The sequence below is a fragment of the Gilliamella apicola genome, from assembly GCF_003202915.1.
Taxonomy (GTDB): domain Bacteria; phylum Pseudomonadota; class Gammaproteobacteria; order Enterobacterales; family Orbaceae; genus Gilliamella; species Gilliamella apicola_Q.
Genome location: NZ_QGLP01000003.1, coordinates 239,198 through 258,496, shown reverse-complemented (window position 1 = coordinate 258,496; position 19,299 = coordinate 239,198). Strand labels below are relative to the sequence as shown.

The 19,299-nt window shown below is 34.1% G+C and carries 16 protein-coding genes; 9 read left to right on the top strand and 7 right to left on the bottom strand.

What is annotated here, in order from left to right:
• Positions 1–84: 84 nt before the first annotated feature.
• Both DKK79_RS01360 and DKK79_RS01355 read left to right on the top strand, forming a co-directional pair.
• Entirely contained in the window at positions 85–3,102 is a 3,018-nt protein-coding gene (locus DKK79_RS01360) for a DUF2339 domain-containing protein (protein WP_110422525.1), read from the top strand.
• 132 nt (positions 3,103–3,234) lie between these two features.
• Positions 3,235–4,644: a DUF3999 family protein gene (locus DKK79_RS01355; protein ID WP_110422524.1), complete on the top strand. Its 1,410-nt coding sequence runs from the start codon at positions 3,235–3,237 to the stop codon at positions 4,642–4,644.
• A 54-nt stretch (positions 4,645–4,698) separates the two neighbouring features.
• Here the strand turns inward: DKK79_RS01355 and glnS are convergent, their stop codons facing one another.
• The 4 genes from glnS to DKK79_RS01335 all read right to left on the bottom strand — a co-directional run bounded on the left by glnS (position 4,699) and on the right by DKK79_RS01335 (position 10,013).
• Entirely contained in the window at positions 4,699–6,369 is a 1,671-nt protein-coding gene (gene glnS / locus DKK79_RS01350) for a glutamine--tRNA ligase (RefSeq protein WP_034883046.1), read from the bottom strand.
• A gap of 237 nt (positions 6,370–6,606) precedes the next feature.
• Entirely contained in the window at positions 6,607–7,824 is a 1,218-nt protein-coding gene (locus DKK79_RS01345) for an MFS transporter (protein WP_110422523.1), read from the bottom strand.
• A gap of 120 nt (positions 7,825–7,944) precedes the next feature.
• Positions 7,945–9,288 carry an ATP-binding protein gene (locus DKK79_RS01340; protein WP_110422522.1) on the bottom strand — a complete coding sequence of 448 codons (1,344 nt, stop codon included), beginning with the start codon at positions 9,286–9,288 and terminating at the stop codon, positions 7,945–7,947.
• Positions 9,285–10,013 (bottom strand): winged helix-turn-helix domain-containing protein, encoded by a 729-nt coding sequence (locus tag DKK79_RS01335; protein WP_110422521.1) that lies wholly within the window; start codon positions 10,011–10,013, stop codon positions 9,285–9,287. The genes DKK79_RS01340 and DKK79_RS01335 overlap by 4 nt, the downstream gene beginning before the upstream one ends.
• A gap of 159 nt (positions 10,014–10,172) precedes the next feature.
• Here DKK79_RS01335 and DKK79_RS01330 point away from each other — a divergent pair, with 159 nt between their 5' ends.
• The 4 genes from DKK79_RS01330 to DKK79_RS01315 are packed head-to-tail and all read left to right on the top strand — an operon-like array spanning position 10,173 to position 12,501.
• Positions 10,173–10,901, top strand: a complete 729-nt coding sequence (locus DKK79_RS01330) for an MtnX-like HAD-IB family phosphatase (RefSeq protein ID WP_110422520.1) — start codon at positions 10,173–10,175, stop codon at positions 10,899–10,901.
• 10 nt (positions 10,902–10,911) lie between these two features.
• Entirely contained in the window at positions 10,912–11,745 is an 834-nt protein-coding gene (locus DKK79_RS01325) for an alpha/beta hydrolase (RefSeq protein ID WP_110422519.1), read from the top strand.
• Positions 11,745–12,101, top strand: a complete 357-nt coding sequence (locus DKK79_RS01320) for an EamA family transporter (protein ID WP_110422518.1) — start codon at positions 11,745–11,747, stop codon at positions 12,099–12,101. The genes DKK79_RS01325 and DKK79_RS01320 overlap by 1 nt, the downstream gene beginning before the upstream one ends.
• Before the next feature lies 1 nt (position 12,102).
• On the top strand, positions 12,103–12,501 hold the full coding sequence (locus tag DKK79_RS01315; RefSeq protein ID WP_110422517.1) for a DMT family transporter: 399 nt from the start codon (positions 12,103–12,105) through the stop codon (positions 12,499–12,501).
• A 53-nt stretch (positions 12,502–12,554) separates the two neighbouring features.
• Here DKK79_RS01315 and DKK79_RS01310 read toward each other — a convergent pair whose 3' ends face one another.
• The 3 genes from DKK79_RS01310 to DKK79_RS01300 all read right to left on the bottom strand — a co-directional run bounded on the left by DKK79_RS01310 (position 12,555) and on the right by DKK79_RS01300 (position 15,956).
• A complete protein-coding gene (locus DKK79_RS01310) occupies positions 12,555–13,427 on the bottom strand; it encodes an arginase family protein (RefSeq protein ID WP_110422516.1) in 873 nt (290 codons plus the stop codon).
• Positions 13,424–14,473, bottom strand: a complete 1,050-nt coding sequence (locus DKK79_RS01305; protein ID WP_110422515.1) for a GNAT family N-acetyltransferase — start codon at positions 14,471–14,473, stop codon at positions 13,424–13,426. Before DKK79_RS01305 ends, DKK79_RS01310 begins: the two co-directional genes overlap by 4 nt.
• 73 nt (positions 14,474–14,546) lie before the next feature.
• Positions 14,547–15,956, bottom strand: a complete 1,410-nt coding sequence (locus DKK79_RS01300) for an aspartate aminotransferase family protein (RefSeq protein ID WP_110422514.1) — start codon at positions 15,954–15,956, stop codon at positions 14,547–14,549.
• Between the two features lie 170 nt (positions 15,957–16,126).
• Here DKK79_RS01300 and DKK79_RS01295 point away from each other — a divergent pair, with 170 nt between their 5' ends.
• The 3 genes from DKK79_RS01295 (at position 16,127) to ompA (ending at position 19,202) form a co-directional block, all read left to right on the top strand.
• A complete protein-coding gene (locus DKK79_RS01295) occupies positions 16,127–16,876 on the top strand; it encodes a MipA/OmpV family protein (protein ID WP_181415210.1) in 750 nt (249 codons plus the stop codon).
• A 115-nt stretch (positions 16,877–16,991) separates the two neighbouring features.
• Positions 16,992–17,900: a recombination-associated protein RdgC gene (locus tag DKK79_RS01290; protein ID WP_110422512.1), complete on the top strand. Its 909-nt coding sequence runs from the start codon at positions 16,992–16,994 to the stop codon at positions 17,898–17,900.
• 195 nt (positions 17,901–18,095) lie between these two features.
• Positions 18,096–19,202 carry a porin OmpA gene (gene ompA, locus DKK79_RS01285; RefSeq protein ID WP_110422511.1) on the top strand — a complete coding sequence of 369 codons (1,107 nt, stop codon included), beginning with the start codon at positions 18,096–18,098 and terminating at the stop codon, positions 19,200–19,202.
• Positions 19,203–19,299 lie beyond the last annotated feature (97 nt).

Below are 19,299 nucleotides of genomic sequence, written 5' to 3'. Positions count from 1 at the left end.
CTGTAAATCAATATATTTGCATTAACAATTTTAAAAAAATACAAAAGCTATAAGTATCTTTGTTAGAAATATAAGGAAAGTAGGGTGGAATTCTTTTTTTATTTCCTCATTATCATTCTGTTTATTGCAGTATTTGCTAATTTTGCTAATTTGAAGCAACAAATAACGGCCTTACAGAACCAATTAACCGAACTGCAACAACATCTTTTATCCTTTACACAGCAGCTTTATCAATCAGATAAAACCCATGTAGAAGAAGAAAACAATACGGCACAAGAAGAATCCGTACTCAATACCCCTTCTATCTCTAAAAATGAAACTAATTTTATTGAGATTGAGCAAGAAATGTCTCAATCAACGGTTAATATGCATTCTAATGAATTAGAAGAAAACAATTCAGAATCAATAACAGCAGAATTAGAGATAATACAGCCATTAAAACCATCCCATCAACAAGAAACATTTTCAAACTTGGCACTTAATGAGCAAAATGAATCAGTTTTAGCTGATACTAGTGGGCAACCTAATTCTGAATTGATAGTTGAAAGCACATTAAGTGTTGAACATGATGAACCAAAAATCGAAACTCTAACAATTAATGAGCAAACATTATTAGCACAAATCACCGAACCTGATAACCAACCTGAGATTAAACAAGCTTCATTTGACCCGTTTGGGTCATATCATAAACATTCTCGTAGTAGTGAAACTAATATCGGTTACAGCTTGTTTAATTGGTTAATTAAAGTCAATATTATTACTAAAATTGCTATCATAATTCTATTTTTGGGACTGACTTATCTATTTAAATACGGCATTGAACATCAGCGCCATTATCTTTCACCTGAAGTTAGAATTTTAGGTGCACTTATATTAGGAATTGGTTTATTAGCTATTGGTTGGAAATTACGCCGCAAACGTCAAATTTATGCCCTCATATTACAAGGGGGTGCAATAGCAATTTTATATCTGACCATTTTTGCTGCCTTCAAGTTATATGAGTTAATCCCAACATTAATCACCTTTGCTATTTTAGTTGTGATATGTTCTTCCAGTATTTTATTTTCCATTTTGCAAAGAGCCATAAGTTTGGCAATCATTGCCTGCGTTGGTGGCTATGTAACACCAATTTTATTATCCGATGGTTCTGGTAATCATGTTGCGTTATTTAGTTATTATTTAATGATTTCAACCGCAATCTTGATAATCAGTATCACACAATCTTGGCGAATTCTTAATCTATTAGGATTTACCTTTACTTTTGTTGTATCGCTAGTTTGGGGAATACAGAGTTTTACGCCAGAATTTTATACTGAATGTCAGATCTTTATACTTGCTAATTTAGTGATTTACGGTGTGTTAGCGGTATTGTTATCAATCCGAAGTATCCATAATAAAGAAAAATACCAGAATATTATTGATCTGTTATTACTGTTTGGCGCCCCTTTATGCGGATTTGGATTGCAATATGCTATTACGCAGCAATGGGAATTTGGTCCAGCATTTTCATCACTAGGCTTTGGATTATTCTATCTTGTTGGTGCCTTTATTATTTTCCATTTATGGAAATCATTAGCGAAAACACTATCCTTATATTGGTTGACTATTGGTGTTTCATTTATCACATTATCTATTCCACTTGCACTTAGTGCCAATTGGACTGCTACATTGTGGATGTTTGAAGGAACCGCTATTACATGGGTTATGCTCTCCCAAAAATACTACCGTACAGCGTTATCTGGTACCTTAATCATGTCGTTAGGAATTATATCTGCGGCAATATCTTTAGAAAATAATCAACTAACTCCAATACTGTACACTTCCCTTTTAGGAATTAGTAGCATTATTTTATTAGTTCATGCTTGTTTATGGCACCAATATGGACAAAAAACCGAAGTAACAAAGTTAATCAAATCTTTCTGTTTATCTATAGCTGCTATTGTTTGGATATTGTGGATTTTATTAAGTATCCCACTATTTTTACAGCAAATTATGATACAAATACCATTAATTTTATTATGTTTTACTGCTTCCTTTTGGTTATGGTATTTCATTGGTAAAAAGATTGATTGGAATATCATCTGTCATGGAATGTTATTACTTTGGGCGGTACTTGCAATAAGTTTGCTAAAAAGCCATGCTGTTTCCTGCTACTATTTTTCTAGCTATTGGCCTTGCAATCTAGCTTGGATCGCAGCCTTCATAAGTGGTTATATCTATCTATATAAAATCCAAAATAGCAAAATAAATAGTAATACTGGTATAAATAACCTATTTATTTTATTACATATTAGTCTATTTTGGATGTTACTCGGATGGTTTGCTCGGGAAATATTCCATCTTTTCGATACTTTACCATGGGGATATGAGGTAATAAAATGGAGTTTATTGGCAACGATTGCTAGCGGTATCACTTTGCTATTCTATATCCTTATTAAACGCCAATATATTACGTCATTCTCATTGATAAAAAGTTATTGGTCAATCGGTTTGCTACCACTTATTAGTTATATGGCACTCTATTTGATTGTAGGACTTGGTATGAGTGGACAAATTATCTATTGGCCTTATATCCCAATTATTAACCCACTTGAAGAAAGTGCCATTTTTAGCTTAATCATGTCTTGTGTTTGGTTAAAATTAACAATGAATTATTGGCAAATTCAAAATAAAACAACCAATTTAGCTAACTTTAAAATACCATTGCCTAATTTGATTGTGATATTGTTACTGACATTAACTTTCATTTGGGCTAACAGTATTGTTCTGCGTTGTTTGAGTCAAACATTTGATATTAGTTGGAGTACATTTAATTTATGGCACAACAATATTGTACAAATGACCTTATCGTTACTTTGGATGTTAAGCGCAGTGATTTTAATTGCCATAGGACACCGTTATTCACTCCGAAAAATATGGTTTTGTGGTCAATTAATGCAAATGATTGTTATTATTAAATTGATATTTGTTGATATCAGAGAAATTGATGGTTTACTACGAGCGTTTGCCTTTATTGGCGTAGCATTACTGATGTTACTGATCGGCTATTTAGCACCGTTACCACCGAAACTAAATGATGAAAGCGTGGTCGAAAATGAATAAATATAAATATTAACGATATAATTTAAATTGATAAACCAATATCACACAAATTCAGGAAGAACAAAATTGCTTATTCACCATTGAGAGCAATACAACTTCCTGAATATTATTTAATTTAATGGATAAAAAGTTATGAAAAAAATCTTATTAAGCTCACTTTTGCTAATAAGTGGTTTAAGTCAAGCAGCAGATCAAACTAATCAATATGCCTATGGTGCTATGATCGAACTTAGCAACAGCGAAAGTATGTATAACCGAATAGAGTTAACCGGGGATATTTATACTCAAGCATTATCAAGCACATTAGATGATGTTCGAGTTTTCAATCAAAAAGGCCAACCCGTCCCCTTTGCATTAGCTAATGTTTATCAACAAAATGATGAAAATCAGACTTTTCCGGTCACCGTTTATAGCTTAGATAACCATCAAGAAAACGATAACAATAATAATCAAGAAGATGAGATAGAAGGGAAAAAACTATCTGCAATTGGCCAATATAATATCAACATCAATAATAAGAATATACAAATTAACCTTGATAACGCCAATAAACCAAATGAATATCATGCAACCTATTTGTTACAAATTCCTAGTGAAATTAAATTAGGCCAACCATTTAGTCGTTTATCCATCGATTTCGAGGAAATGTCAAATTGGCAGGCAACCGCTAACCTCCTATATAGTAACGATTTGAAAAAATGGCAAACTGCGATAGATAATGTTCCGATAATGTCTTTAACAGATAATAACAATAATCAGTCATTAAACGTTAATACAATTGACTTACCGTCTGGTATGAATTTCAAATCTATCTATTGGATTTTACAGTTAAAATCAGATAAGCAATTAATACCTAGTATTAAAACAGTTAAATTCACATCAAGAAAAGCAACGCCAGTAAGGGATCTTTATCCAATCGATTTAAACTTAATCTCAGCTGATGAGCAAGAAGCAACTTATCAATTATCTACCTCACTACCGATTAAACAGCTCACTATTAAACTGCAAAATGAGCGGACTGTTTTACCGGCAACTATTTTTTATAAAACTAGTGACAATGATAAAACCTGGCATAAACTTGATGATTATATTTTTCGCAGTATTAATGATACCAATCAAAGTCAAACAATTAATATTAACAATTCGATTTTAAATATTAAACAGTTAAAAATTAAAGCAATTAATGCATCTTTAGATAACCCACCTTCTGTTACCGCTTACTTATATCGGATGAGGATTATCTTTAACAGCGCCAATAATGGACCATTTATTCTTGCTTGGGGTTCACCAATAGCTAAACCGGCATCATTAAGTGAAAAAGCACTATTATCTGACACAATATCTGCACAAGATGTACCAGAAGCTTATTTGGGCGATAAAGTTAAATTAGGTAACCGAGAGGTATTATCGCAAACCGATGATAATTCGAGCAAATCATCTTCTTTATCTAAATGGTTAATTTGGGGCGTTTTAATAGCTGGTGCATTATTTTTAATGCTGTTAGCTTTAAAATTATTAAAAGAGGTTAAAAAAGCCGAATAATATCATTAGAGATGAAAATAAAAACGCCAATTAAAATTGGCGTTTTTATTATAATTATGCTTCGTTCCAGCTATCTCTTAAACCTACCGTACGATTAAACACGAGATTATCTTCAGTCGCATATTTACTATCTAGACAGAAATAACCTTCACGCTCAAATTGATAGGCTTGTTCGGTTTTCGCCTTTTGTAAACTAGGCTCAACAAATCCTTGTCTAATAATTAAAGAGTTTGGATTAATGGTTGATAAAAAATCTTCAGCACTACCAGGATTTGGGGTATTAAATAAACGATCATAAAGACGAATTTCGGCTGGTTTGGCAAACTTGGCTGACACCCAATGAATAACACCTTTCACTTTACGTCCATCTTCAGGATTTTTATTTAAGGTAGCTGGATCGTAACTACAATAAATAGTTTGGATATTACCTTCGGCATCTTTTTCAACGCGATCAGCACGTATCACATAAGCATTACGCAAACGAACTTCTTTACCTAATACAAGTCGCTTATAATTTTTATTAGCTTCTTCTCTAAAATCCGCGCGATCGATATAAATCTCGCGAGTAAACATGACTTCTCGGTGACCGAGTTCTGGTCGATTAGGGTGATTTGGCATGCTTAATACTTCATCAATTGTTGCCGAAAAGTTTTCAATGACCACTTTAACCGGATCAATTACCGCCATGGCTCGTGGCGCATTTTCGTTGAGATCTTCACGAATACAAAATTCAAGAGTACTCATTTCAACGGTATTTTCTTGTTTAGTTACCCCGATTCGACGACAAAATTCACGGATTGAAGATGGAGTATAGCCACGACGACGCAAACCAGAAACAGTTGGCATACGCGGATCATTCCAACCATCAACAATTTGTTCAGCAACTAACTGAGTTAATTTTCGTTTAGAAGTAATCGCATATTCAAGATTTAATCTTGAAAACTCATATTGATGAGGTCTGGCTTCGATAGTAATATTATCTAAAACCCAGTCATATAAACGACGATTATCTTGGAACTCAAGGGTACAAAGTGAATGGGTGATATTTTCAATGGCATCCGATATACAGTGAGTAAAATCGTACATTGGATAGATACACCATTTATTACCAGTTTGGTGATGTTCAGCAAATTTAATCCGGTATAACACAGGATCTCGCATAACAATAAAAGGTGATGCCATATCAATTTTCGCTCGTAAGCAAGCTTTTCCTTCAGCAAATTTACCCTCTTTCATTTGGATAAATAATGCTAAGTTTTCTTCAATACTGCGGTCGCGATAAGGACTATTTTTACCGGGTTGTGTTAAGGTGCCACGATATTCGCGAATTTCATCAGCAGACAGTTCATCGACATAAGCAAGACCTTTATTGATAAGCTCTAATGCATATTCATATAAACGATCAAAATAGTCAGATGAATAGCAAATCTCACCATCCCATTCAAATCCTAACCAACGAACATCTTCTTTAATTGATTCAACATATTCAATATCTTCTTTAGCTGGATTGGTATCATCAAAACGTAAATTACATTTACCCTGATAATCTTGGGCAATACCGAAGTTTAAACAGATAGATTTTGCATGACCAATATGTAAATAGCCATTAGGTTCTGGCGGAAAACGAGTATGCGTTGTTTTATATTTTCCGGCAGCAAGATCTGCATCAATAATTTGACGAATAAAGTTTGTTGGACGAGTTTCGTTCGGTAAATCACCGCTCATAAAAAACCTCTGATTATATATTTATTTGCTCATGACCAATTTAGAAATGAGATTTATCATTTTTATCATTTTGACCGACGAATATAACAAATTTTTTGTTTTTTCGAAACGTTAAAACATGAGATTTAAATTTTTTGAAAAAATATCTCAGCTCAAACGGATAATACTGCGCAATAATCTTAGCAAAACTATTGATTAATAATAATGATTAAAAATAGATAAAAACATTACTATGAATTAACTTTGCTTAGCGGATTTTGCTTCTTTAACAAATAACATTGCAGTAATTCCAACCAATGTTATAACTGCTGCAAGGTAAAATCCACTATTTAAACTTCCTGTCTTATCGGCAATAAGGCCGGTAAAGTAAGGGGCACAGATTGAGGCGGCCATACAAAAAAAATTATATAGTCCAAATGCAGTACTTAATGATGCTTTAGGCGCATTATCAGCAACTAAAGCGATCAGTACCGGATTTAAACTAATTTTACCAATAAAACCATATAATATTAGCACTGCAACAAGCACCGCATAAGAATCACAATAGACTATTGAAAAAATCGCTATTAAAGATAACGGCATCATAAATAAGACCACCGGTTTACGGCGACCTAATTTATCTGAAACATAACTACACAATAGTGTCCCAATAATTGAGATCCAAGGTACAATTGAGGCAATTTGTGACGCTTCAATTTTATTCATGCCGCGTTCTACTTCAAGATAATTAGGTAACCAAGTGATAATAACAAAAAAACCATAAATAGAACAAAAGATGGTGATATATGCCAAAACTAAATTTCTATTTTTAAACAGTTGAGAAAAATTAGTTTTTTCTGAAGTTTGGGATGCGACTGAAAATTTGGATTTGTCTTTAATAAAAACAATCATCAAAACAGTAACTATTACGATTGGCATCGCTACCATCACAAAAGGTATTTTCCATGAAGTATTGAAAACCGAGATCATCACACTGGACAGATAATATCCTATTGCTATACCAAAAGACATGCCACTACCAATAATGGCACTGCCTAAAGTTATCCATTTTTTCGGAATGGCTTCGGACGATAACGCATATTGAGGTCCATAGTAACATCCTTGCGCGGCACCAGTTAGCATCCAAAGGATTAAGAAGCTTGTAAAGGAAGGCGCAAAATAGATTGCTGCAATGAAGATAGCATACAAGGAAAATCCGGTTACTAAAACTCGCTTACGACCAATTTTATCACCGAGAATACCTGATGGTATTTGAAATAAGGTATAAGCAAGAAAAAACAAACTCATGATGCCGCCGGTTGCAGCTTTAGTTAAACCAAATTGAGTTTGTAATTCACCAACTAAAGGACTTAAAACCGATCTGCCAGCATAAATTACTATCCATCCCAAAAAGAAAATTATAACCAATTTAAGCCAATAAACTGTTGGAATAGAAGGTTTTAAATCATTTTCCATAATACTCACCTCATTGAGCAATAGAGTAAATATTATCCTATAATAGCAGTAAAAAAATGAAATACCGATAAATAACAAATATGATCATTTTTTATCATAAATCTTAATGTTAAAAAATGATTAAAAATCACCTGATTTTATTGAAACCACAAATCGTGCGCCACCTAATGGGCTAGTAACCACAAAGGCTTTACCGTCATGAAATTCTGCCATTAATTTTACATAAGCTAAGCCTAATCCATACCCCCCCGTTGATCGGGTACGGCTAGTATCAAGACGAGCAAATGGCATAAAGATCTTTTCACGAGCATCAAATGGAATCCCTGCACCATCATCATCAATTTCCAAAATAACACGATTATCCTGTTTAGTGATATTTAATACTGCTTTATGCGCTGCATATTTAAAAGCATTGAGTAGCAGATTTTTGACGATAGTTTCTGCTAAATTTGTATCAATTTTGGCGTTGGCATCTTGGCTATGGCAAACGAGCTCAAAACCTTTAGGTTTAAATAGAGCTAATGACTGACAAATTTTTTCACCCCACTGTTTTAACGATACTGTAGTGAGATTTAATTCAATATTGCTTTGCTGCATTTTGAAATAATTCAAACTGGCGTTAATCAGTGTTTCGAGTTCATCGATATCATCACTCATCCCTTTTTGTAAAGTGGTTCTTTCATCTTCGTCAGTAGATTCTTCAAGCATACTTAACTCAAATCGCATTCGAGCAAGAGGAGTGCGCAGTTCATGTGCCATTGCATGCGAAATTGTTTGGTTTGTGCTGACCAGATGCTCTATATGAGTGCCCATATTATTTAAAACGTTGGCTAATGGTTTGAATAGCCAACCTTTCACATTTTCGGTACGTGCTTTTAAATTGCCCTGTCCTAGTTGTTCAGCAGTTTGACGTATATTAACCAAATCTTTCCATACGGCGCTGAAGGCAAAATAGATTAAAATAAAAAAGATTATGGCACTAAATAAAGCCCAAATAATAAGAAAAACACTTAACGACATGGTATTTGATTCTAATATATCTCGCATTAGAATCGGACCTAACTGCAATAAATGCCCATCATTGAGGTCGATATATACCACCTCTTCATCACCATCATAAGCAAAATCAAGTTTTTCTAACTCTTTTTTTACCGAATGAGATAATGTGGTGTTTGCTGGTAAAATTTTTATGGGGTAGCCGAAATAAGGCTGTAACTCATCAATGACTGTTTGCAGTGGTCGCTGTTTATTCTCATCAATGTGTTTACGAATTAAGTTAACCGTTCCTCGCTGAGACTCACGAAAAACGATATGATCATCAGGCATATCAGTTAATGACGAAGGCAACGAATCAAATACTAATAATGCACCATAGGCAATAATACATTGTAATGAAAGTAAAATAACCAGATAAAAGACTATGCGACGATTGAAAAATAGCGGTTTAGCTAATAATTGTCTCAATGGTTTTCCCCTTCTCGCATGAATAAATACCCCTTTCCTCGAACCGTTTTAATTCGTGATGGATTATCTGGATCATCAAATAGCTTACGTCGTAATCGAGAAATTCGGGCATCAATTGAACGATCACTACCGTCAAAGTCAATACCTCTAACTTGGGAAAATATATCATCTCGAGATAGAATCTTACCGGTATTATTGGCCAACAACCAGAGTAAATCAAATTCGGCAGTCGTTAAATCAATTTCTTGTCCGTCTAATAACACTTTGCGATTTTCACCATCAATCACTAAATTTTCAAAGGTTAAAGTATTATTGTTAAATACGGTGCTATGTTCTTTTAAGCCTTCTTTATCATTTTCAATCTGTTTTCGTCGTAGCAATGCTCGAATCCGAGCAAGTAATAATCGCGGCTCAACGGGTTTGGCCAAATAATCATCCGCACCCAACTCTAATCCGACAATTTCATCAATATTGTCTTCGCTAGCAGTCATAATAAGAATATAGTTAGTAAACCATGAACGTATGTCTCGACAGATATCAAAACCCGATTTTTCAGGGAGCATTACATCTAAAATAACCAGATCAGGATTGATTTGTTGTATCTTCTCTTCTGCACCTTCACCGCTATTATGCCAATCCACCATATATCCTTGACGGATTAGGTAAACTTGTATTAAATTGGCTAATCTTTCATCATCTTCGATAATTAATATACGTTCACTCATTTCGGGCTCTCTTTACCGTAACGTGGACTTCGAGATGCCTCATTATACAGGCAAATTCAGCTTCGTTACAAAATATATACAAAGAGCCAACAAAGTTGATTATGGCTTTATGAGAAAATTGGCGACAATATCTATAACCAAACAATTTTTACTTTGAATATGAATAATTTTTCATCAATTACTAATCATCTTTTTCAGCCAGCTTATACTCATCACCATAAACCTATTATACTGTGTGATTTTGATGGTACCATTAGTGTTAAAGATGTAACTGATACTTTACTTAGCGAGTTCGGCCGAGATGGGTGTGACGAACTCGAAGAATTATGGGTCAGTGGTAAAATTGGTTCTCAAGAGTGTATGAGCAAACAGATCGCCCTAATGGACGCAAGTTTAGAAGAACTTAATTCTGCATTGGCAAAAATTGAAATTGACTCTAATTTCAAAGCATTCATTGATTACACCGAAAAAAATCATATTCCAGTTCATGTAGTTAGTGACGGTTTAGATTATGCTATCCAATTTGTCTTAAAACGTCATGGTATTGAGCATCTACCGATTTATGCTAATAAGTTATTGCATGATAATCATCGAAGTTGGCGTCTTGAGTTTCCTTATGCTAATAAAAATTGTATTAAACAAAGTGGTAATTGCAAATGCAATCATGTAAAACAACAGCAACATTTTCCTCAAATACTGTATGTTGGTGATGGTACTTCCGATTTTTGCGTATCTCATCATGTCGATCTGGTTTTTGCTAAAGACAAACTAGTCAGTTATTGTGAGAAAAACCATATTAAACACACGGCTATTGTTAGCTTTGCTGATGTTACCAAGGCGTTAAAACAAACAGAACAATCACTAATTCCAGTCATTATGGTAAAATAAAGGAAGAATAATGAGTACAATTGAAGATTTATCTTATTTTTTACCAGGTAATAAAAATGGGGTGTTGTTGATTCATGGTTTAACCGGCACCCCAAATGAAATGCGAATTTTGGCCAATGGTTTACATAAAGCAGGATTTACAGTTTATGCAATACAGTTAGCCGGCCACTGTGGTACTGAAGCTGATCTGTGTAAAACAACTTGGCAAGATTGGTATAAAAGCGTGCAAGATGGTGCTGATTATTTAGCCAAACAGGTAGATAATCTTTTTGTTGCAGGTTTGTCAATGGGCGCCCTTCTGGCATTGAAACTAGCTGCCGATCGTCCCAACCAGATTAAAGGAGTTGGCGTTTTAGCACCGACATTTTATTATGATGGTTGGAGTATGCCATTTTGGGCAAAAAAATTCTTCTTTTTATTGGTCTACTTTAAAAAACTCGGTATTTTTCAGAAAGTCTCTTTTATTGAAAAACCACCTTATGGCCTTAAAGATGAACGAATTCGAGCCGTAGTATCTGAAAGCATGTTAAGTGGCGACGCCGCATCGGCTGGCCTTGCTGGAAATCCATTTCCTGCATTAGCAGAAATGCAATTATTGGCAAAACATGTTCGTCAAGAATTATCCAAAGTTACCTCGCCTTGTTTGATTATGCATTCAGGTAATGATGATATCGCCAATATTGAAACTAATGCAAAATTAGTAGAAAAATTAGTCTCTGGTCCTAAACAATTAATTGTATTAAATGATAGTTATCATTTAATTACTATTGATAGCCAACGCCGAGAAGTAATTAAAGAGTGCGCTTCATTTTTTAATAATCTGGCAGAAGGAATTCAAGCATAATGTCATCCTTAGTTATTTTTCTTTGGATTAGTAATATCTGTTTTGATACCTTAGGACAAGTTGCTTTTAAATATGCTGCAACATCACCTACCAACAGAGATGGGTGGTACTACTGGTTGGATCTTGCCAAAAATCATTGGATTTGGATAGGAATATCATCATACATTGCCGAATTTTTACTGTGGTTAGCCTTTTTGACTTTAGTTCCGCTTTCCCAAGGTGTATTACTCGCCTCATTTAATATTATTACGATTATGTTAGTAGGCCGAGTTCTATTTAAAGAATTACTTACACTTTATCGTATTATCGGCATGTTATTAATTACTGCTGGTGTAATCTTTGTGGGGCTATCTTAATATGGCTAGATTCTATCTAATTGGTTTTACAGTATTATTAATGTTTGATACCGTTGCACAATGCAGTTTCAAATTAGCCGCTGAACATGCCCAACCTCTGGCAATGAGTATTGAATGGTTAGTCAGGGTATTTTCCGGCCATTGGATATATGTATCAATTACTGGCTACATTTTAACCTTCTTTACCTGGATGACTTTATTAAAAAAAGCACCTGTAGGCCCGGCTTTTGCAGCTTCGCATTTCGAAGTTGTGACGGTAATGATTGTTTCTGTTTGGCTATTTCATGAACCTATCACATTATTTAAGTTAATTGGTACAATATTGATTGTTTCTGGGATTTTGTTTTTGGCACTGGCAGAAAGTAAACTAGCAAAAAAAACGAATAATCAGAGTGATTAATAGCTTAAAACCGTGAGTTTAAAGGCCTAGATAGTTCAATCCGTTAAAGAATACTAGGCTTTTAACGCCTTTAATAAAGTTAAATTGAGTTGATGTTGTTCTTGTTGCCAATCATTTAACTTTTCTAACGATATTTCTGGCTGTTTATCAAGTGAACTTAGTAACCGCTTAAACCAACTTTTTGGTTGCCATATTGATAACTCACCAGTGATATCACTACCTATAATTCGCGACTTAATTGAGGAAATAGTATCTAATAGATGGTACGTCTGTAGCTTACCTTGATCCCAATTGGTGTGAATAACCTCTTCACTTAACGCATCTTTATCTATCGATAAATATATCGGTTTAGCATCACGGTATTGTTCAGATAGAAACTGAGTAATAAGATCATCTGGTGAATCAAAATAACGAAAAGCATGGCTTAAACCAATTTTCTTAGTCCACAAAACATTGACATCTAAGCTCCAATAGGTCAGCTTTTTTTGAAAAAGTGGTGACCATCTATTTTCCCAAAAATGCCATAAGCCAATATCATGTGATGTAATGCCTAATACATGGACATGACTAACAAAAGGTAAACTAGCCACATAACTCACCCATGATCCACAATGAACACCAAATAGATAACGCATATTGTCTGGGTGGTTATCAAAAATAACCACTTCAATTGGATTATCTGCACTATAGTGCTTCGCTAGTTGCTCAATCAATAATAACGAAATATGATGGTAATCACCACTACCCATTAACACTGTACCATAATGTTCTGGTAACGATTGTTGCAATACATTTTTAAATTTTAGGAATTTTTTTTCACTACAACCAAAACGAATGACATCTTGCCACTGAGTAAAATCAATCGTTCTGGCATCATCAATTTCTCCAACGCTTTGATCAAAATTAAGGATAACTGGCGATGTCATGCTACTTTCTCCTTATCTGTTTCAAAATGGCCAATTAATTTACGTAAAATCGCTCTTAATAAAGGATTCCGAATATAGACTAAGTGTTTAGTTAACGTAAAACTAGCTCCCAGTGAAGCCTTAACTTCTGGATCAGTCCAGCCAGCTACATAACTATTAAGATTTTGTTGCAACGCATATTCAAGATTAACAAACCAACTAACAAAATAGAGGTTTAATTCTCTTGCTTGTGGATAAACCATACCAATATATTTATCGATTAAAACGTTATTTTCCACAAAACAGATGTTATAACCAATTAATTGTCCATCATAATGATAAGTGAAAATGCGTCCATTTGCTGCTTTGCTTTGTAATAATTCGACAAAAAATGGTTTGGTTAATAAATCAAAATGTACTTCACTCTGTTCATATACATTGAGATAAAGCTGATAATATAAATCAAGATTGGCGTCATCAAAAAAACAATCATCGCCTGTTTGCAAGATGTTAATCGCCAATTTTTCACGAGACCTTAGTTTTCTTCTAAGATTCTTACGGCGGCTATATGACAATTTTGCCAAAAAATCATTTATCGATTCAAAATCAATGGGAACCCAAGCTAAAGCTTGCCCTTCAACTTCAATAAAACCACGTTCTTTTAAGCAATCAATAATCTCCTTTGAATATTGATTATCCTGCTTGCTAAGTAAAGGTGAATCAGAAGGTAAATCTTTAACAATGACAAAAGGATATTTTTTGGTATAAGTTGCTTTAACATTATCCGCTAATTGATGGGCTTCGACTTTATTTGTCAATAAACTATATTCTGAAACGGTTGTCCCCACAAAACATGTTTTTGGTTGTAACCAATGTCGCCATTTTTTATAAAAAGGCAATTTATGAACTTTATTTTTAAAATCATCATCAGCAGTTGTGAGCAAATCAAACTTAGCAGAAAAAGCCGGTATACCATCTTCACTCATCCAGCTAGTAAACTCTTGTGGTGGGTGAGAAAGGAAATTATTTATTAGTTCATTTGGTTCTAGTTGATTGATATATCGCATAACTTTTTATAATTGATCGGGTATAGCTATAATCCCGTTAATTGCTATTAAAGGGATTATTTTAATTTAGGACTTAAAGTTCTTTTTTAGCTCGAGTGATTAGTTGATCAAGTAATTCAATACCTTGATCAATTTCTTGACGAGTAATATGTAATGAAGGAGCAAAAGTGATAACATTTTTGTAATAACCACCAATATCAAGCACCAAGCCCATTTTATTACCTTTCCAGTCAAGATCACCTGACATACCGATATCAACCATTTTATCAACTAATGCTTTGTTAGCGGTAAATCCGTCTTCAGTACAAATTTCAGCACGAAGTGCTAAACCTAGGCCATCAACTTCACCAATTTCTTTGTGTTTCTTCTCAAGTGTTTTTAATCCTTCAAGGAAATATGCACCACTATCCATTACCATTTTTTCGTAGTCGGTTTCTGAAGTCATTTTTAATACTTCTAGACCAACTGCAGTGCCTAAAGGATTTGACGCAAACGTTGAGTGGGTAGAACCAACAGGGAATACTTCTGGATTGATTAACTCTTCACGAGCCCATAAGCCACCTAATGGATTTAAACCATTTGTTAATGCTTTGGCAAATACCACCACATCAGGTTTAACATCAAAATGTTCAATTGACCATAACTTACCTGTACGATAAAAGCCCATTTGGATCTCATCAACAACTAATAAAATACCGTATTGATCTAAAACTTTTTTCAGACCTTTAAAGTAGTTACGAGGAGGGACAATATAACCACCAGTTGCTTGTAATGGTTCTGCATAAAATGCTGCATATTCAGCTTGGCCGACTTTTGGATCCCAAACACCGTGATATTCAGTTTCAAATAAACGTGCAAACTCAGCAACTAAGTGTTCACCATACTCTTCGGCGGTCATTCCTTTAGGACGACGGAACGGATATGGGAATGGAACAAACATTGCGCGATCACCAAAGTGACCATAACGGCGACGATAACGATAACTTGAGGTAATTGAAGATGCCCCCAAAGTACGACCATGGTAACCACCTTGGAAGGCAAACATTAGTGATTTACCACCGGTAGCATTACGCACCACTTTTAATGAGTCTTCAATACATTGAGAACCACCAACATTAAAATGAACACGTCCTTGGTAACCGAATCGCTGTTCCATACCTTGAGCTATGGTTTTTGCTAATTCAATTTTAGTTGGATGTAAATACTGGCTAGCACACTGAGGTAACGTATCTATCTGCTTTTTCAGTACATTATTTAGACGCTCATTAGCATAACCGAAGTTACAAGCAGAGTACCACATTTGTAAATCAAGGAAGGCTTTACCTTCTTTGTCATACATGTAACTACCTTCACAGCCATCAAAAATCTTTGGTGGTTCAACGTAATGCACGGTATCACCAAATGAGCAATATTTTGCTTCATCTGCTAATAATGTTGCATCGTCAGGACGACTATTAATCATTTCTAAAGTTGGTTTACTCATAATTTATCTCACTAATCCATATTCAAATATGACAAAATGTGGCATTATTATCCAAGAAAACAGATTGTAACAATGTACAATTAATGTATAGATTTTGTGACGATAAGCGCAGTGTGACAGAATTACTACAATGATTGTCTTAAATCGTATCGCTATAAATGGGTATCAAAATGAAAAATTTAAGGTGCATAATTTCGGTTTTATCAATATTTCCATTAGGGTATACGCAAATTGCATCGGCAGATCCTACATCATTAGGTATCGGTTTAGGTTGGTCTAATTCACCATACAAAAGTTACAGTTCAAGTTACTATCCAGTTCCTCATATTGATTATGACAATGGTTCATTTTTTATTGATGACCTATCAGCTGGTATTTACGCGATTAATGATGATAGTCAAAGTTTATCTTTTGGTGCTCGCTATCTTGCTAATGAATTTAAACCTCATGATTCAGACAACCATAAGTTAAAACAACTTGATAGTCGTCATTCTACCGTGTTAGCCGAAATTGATTATGCAATCAATACTAATTGGGGAATTTTTTCAGGCAGTATTGGCGCTGATGTGCTTGATAAAAGTAACGGAATCCTAGTAAATACCGGCTATACTGTGCCTTATATACAAGGAAACTTTATTGTCGCACCTACTATTGGGATAAACTGGGCTAATAGTAAACATAATGACTATTATTATGGTATTTCGCATAAAGAGTCTTCACGTTCAGGTTTACATTACTTTAATGCCGAAAGTTCTTTTACACCTTACTTTGAAATTAATGCGCAATACTTTGTAACAGATAACATCGCTACTTTTGGTGGCGTTCATATTGATAAATTGACTGGTGATGCCGCTGATAGCCCTATGGTTGATGATACTACCATCACTTCAATCTATATGGGTGTATCTTATAAATTCTAAATTTTTTATTAAACTTTATTAATAAAACAACAATACTTTATTTGCTACGAAAATTTTATTGAAATCAGTCATGATTAATTAATTTTCATAAACTATTTTTTGGAAAAATTACACTATGCTTTGGTTTAAAAATGCAATTATTTATCAACTTAATAACGACAATTTACTTGATAAACAGACGATAGAAAACGCGGTTAAATCTGCTTCATTTTCTCCTTGTGGTAATTTAGATTCCACTAAAATGGGCTGGGTATCGCCTTACAGTGATAATAATCAGAATGATTTCATTATTGATATGCAAGGGCATTTATTATTACGCATCAAAAAAGAGACTAAGATTTTACCAGCACCAGTTATTAAGCAAGCTCTAAATGATAAAATTGACAAACAAGAAAAAGCATTAAGCCGTAAATTAAGTAAAAATGAAAAAGCAACATTAAAAGATGAAGTAATGATCGATTTAATGCCTAGAGCATTTAGCAAATATAACTACTATTGGTTATGGATCGACACGCAAAACAAACGGATAATTATTGATTGTAGTAGTTTTAAACTTGCTGAAGATATTTTAGCTATCTTACGCAAAGAACTTGGTGCACTAGCATTAACTCCGTTATCTATTGAGAAACCACTTGAGAAGATTATGACAACTTGGGTTAAAGAAAAACTAAGTTTTCCTCCTTTTATACTAGGTGATGAAGTGGAATTAAAAGATCCACTTGAGGGTAATGGAATTATCAGTTGCAAAAATCAAGATATCACCAGTGATGAAATGTTAGTTCATTTGGATTCGGGTAAATGGGTCACCAAACTTAAAATCATTGACGAACATGGCATCAATTTTATTATCCATCCCGATTTAACGTTGAAAAGAATTAAATTTGATTCGGTTATTTTGGACGAAAATGAAGATATTGGATCCGATGAATTTGATAAACGTCTTGAAGCTGATTTCTATATTATGGCTAATACATTATCAAATTCAATAAATGATTTATATATTACTATTAATAAAATTATTTAACCTAAATAGCGCTGTTTATTTTTACAAAAAAATACCATTACACCTAGCTTCGAATAATATTTGTGCTATAATTTATGGTAGATTATGTGAAGCATAATTATTTATAAATAAAATTAACACTTTTTAAAAAGTAAAATTTAACAATAAAAGCAAATTAAACAACGTCTATCACAACAAACAAGTTGAGGCAAAAAAATGAAAAAAACAACTCTAGCTCTAGCAATCGCAGTTGCAAGTCTAAGTGCTACTGCCGCTAATGCAGCATATGAAGATAATACTTTTTATATAGGTGGTAAATTAGGTTGGTCAGAACTTTATCGTTTAGATGCAAATAAAGTTCGCGGTTATGATAAAGATGAAGCTGGAATTAAAACTTCAAATAGAAGTAATGTTGCTGGCGGTGCTTTCTTAGGTTTCCAAGCTAATCCTTACTTAGCTTTTGAATTAGGTTACGACTGGTTAGGTTCAGCAAAATATAAAAGAAATAATCTTACTGATACTTCTGGTATTGGCGGTAATAGCAAAGTTTCAGCGCAAGGTGTCTCTTTAACCGGTAAATTGAGCTATCCATTATCATTCATTTCTGATGATTTAGATATTTATGGTCGTGCTGGTGGTATGATTACTATTTCTAAATGGAAAAATAGTGGTTATGTTAAAACGAATCACAGACTTGATCACGGTACAAAAACTGATGTATCACCAGTTTTCGCGCTAGGTCTTGATTATCGTCTCAACGAAGATTTCTCAACTCGTTTAGAATATCAATATGTTCAACATATTCATACTCAAACTAACGCATCTCCAAATGCAGGAGCTGTAACCTTAGGTGTAACTTACCGTCTAAATTCACCATCTGTTGCTGTACCAGTTGAAATCAAATCTGAAGTAAACCGCTATATTTTAAATGAAGATATACTATTCTCTTATTCAAAAGCGGATTTAAAAGCAGAAGGTCGTCAAGCGCTTGATAACTTATTAACAACTCTTATTAAAATTAACCCGACTCAAAGTGCGATTATCGTAATTGGTCATACTGACCGTCTTGGTTCAGATAGCTTTAACCAAAAACTATCAGAACGTCGTGCTCACACAGTAGTGAATTACTTAGTTCAAAAAGGTGTACCAGCAGGTATCATCAGTGCGCGCGGTATGGGTAAAGCTCAACCAGTTACTGGTGATAAATGTAATGCACTACGTGATGGTGAATTAAAAGAATGCTTAGCACCAGACCGTCGTGTTGAAATTGAAGTTAAAGCACGTAATGTACAAGAAGTTCAAGTAATTGATCAAACAAATTAATTTTTGTTATTAATTATGCCTTTAAACCCAGCTTCGGCTGGGTTTTTTCATTTATTAATTATGTTAGTAATTGATTAATAGCTTACTTAGACTCTAT

Excerpts from the sequence above, each read along its gene's own strand:
- glnS (WP_034883046.1), bottom strand. The coding sequence starts at position 6,369 with ATGAGCGGTGATTTACCGAACGAAACTCGTCCAACAAACTTTATTCGT.
- DKK79_RS01305 (WP_110422515.1), bottom strand. The coding sequence starts at position 14,473 with ATGCGATATATCAATCAACTAGAACCAAATGAACTAATAAATAATTTC.
- DKK79_RS01300 (WP_110422514.1), bottom strand. The coding sequence starts at position 15,956 with ATGAGTAAACCAACTTTAGAAATGATTAATAGTCGTCCTGACGATGCA.
- DKK79_RS01355 (WP_110422524.1), top strand. The coding sequence starts at position 3,235 with ATGAAAAAAATCTTATTAAGCTCACTTTTGCTAATAAGTGGTTTAAGT.
- DKK79_RS01320 (WP_110422518.1), top strand. The coding sequence starts at position 11,745 with ATGTCATCCTTAGTTATTTTTCTTTGGATTAGTAATATCTGTTTTGAT.
- DKK79_RS01295 (WP_181415210.1), top strand. The coding sequence starts at position 16,127 with ATGAAAAATTTAAGGTGCATAATTTCGGTTTTATCAATATTTCCATTA.
- DKK79_RS01345 (WP_110422523.1), bottom strand. The coding sequence starts at position 7,824 with ATGGAAAATGATTTAAAACCTTCTATTCCAACAGTTTATTGGCTTAAA.
- DKK79_RS01315 (WP_110422517.1), top strand. The coding sequence starts at position 12,103 with ATGGCTAGATTCTATCTAATTGGTTTTACAGTATTATTAATGTTTGAT.
- DKK79_RS01330 (WP_110422520.1), top strand. The coding sequence starts at position 10,173 with ATGAATAATTTTTCATCAATTACTAATCATCTTTTTCAGCCAGCTTAT.
- DKK79_RS01290 (WP_110422512.1), top strand. The coding sequence starts at position 16,992 with ATGCTTTGGTTTAAAAATGCAATTATTTATCAACTTAATAACGACAAT.
- DKK79_RS01335 (WP_110422521.1), bottom strand. The coding sequence starts at position 10,013 with ATGAGTGAACGTATATTAATTATCGAAGATGATGAAAGATTAGCCAAT.
- DKK79_RS01310 (WP_110422516.1), bottom strand. The coding sequence starts at position 13,427 with ATGACATCGCCAGTTATCCTTAATTTTGATCAAAGCGTTGGAGAAATT.
- DKK79_RS01325 (WP_110422519.1), top strand. The coding sequence starts at position 10,912 with ATGAGTACAATTGAAGATTTATCTTATTTTTTACCAGGTAATAAAAAT.
- ompA (WP_110422511.1), top strand. The coding sequence starts at position 18,096 with ATGAAAAAAACAACTCTAGCTCTAGCAATCGCAGTTGCAAGTCTAAGT.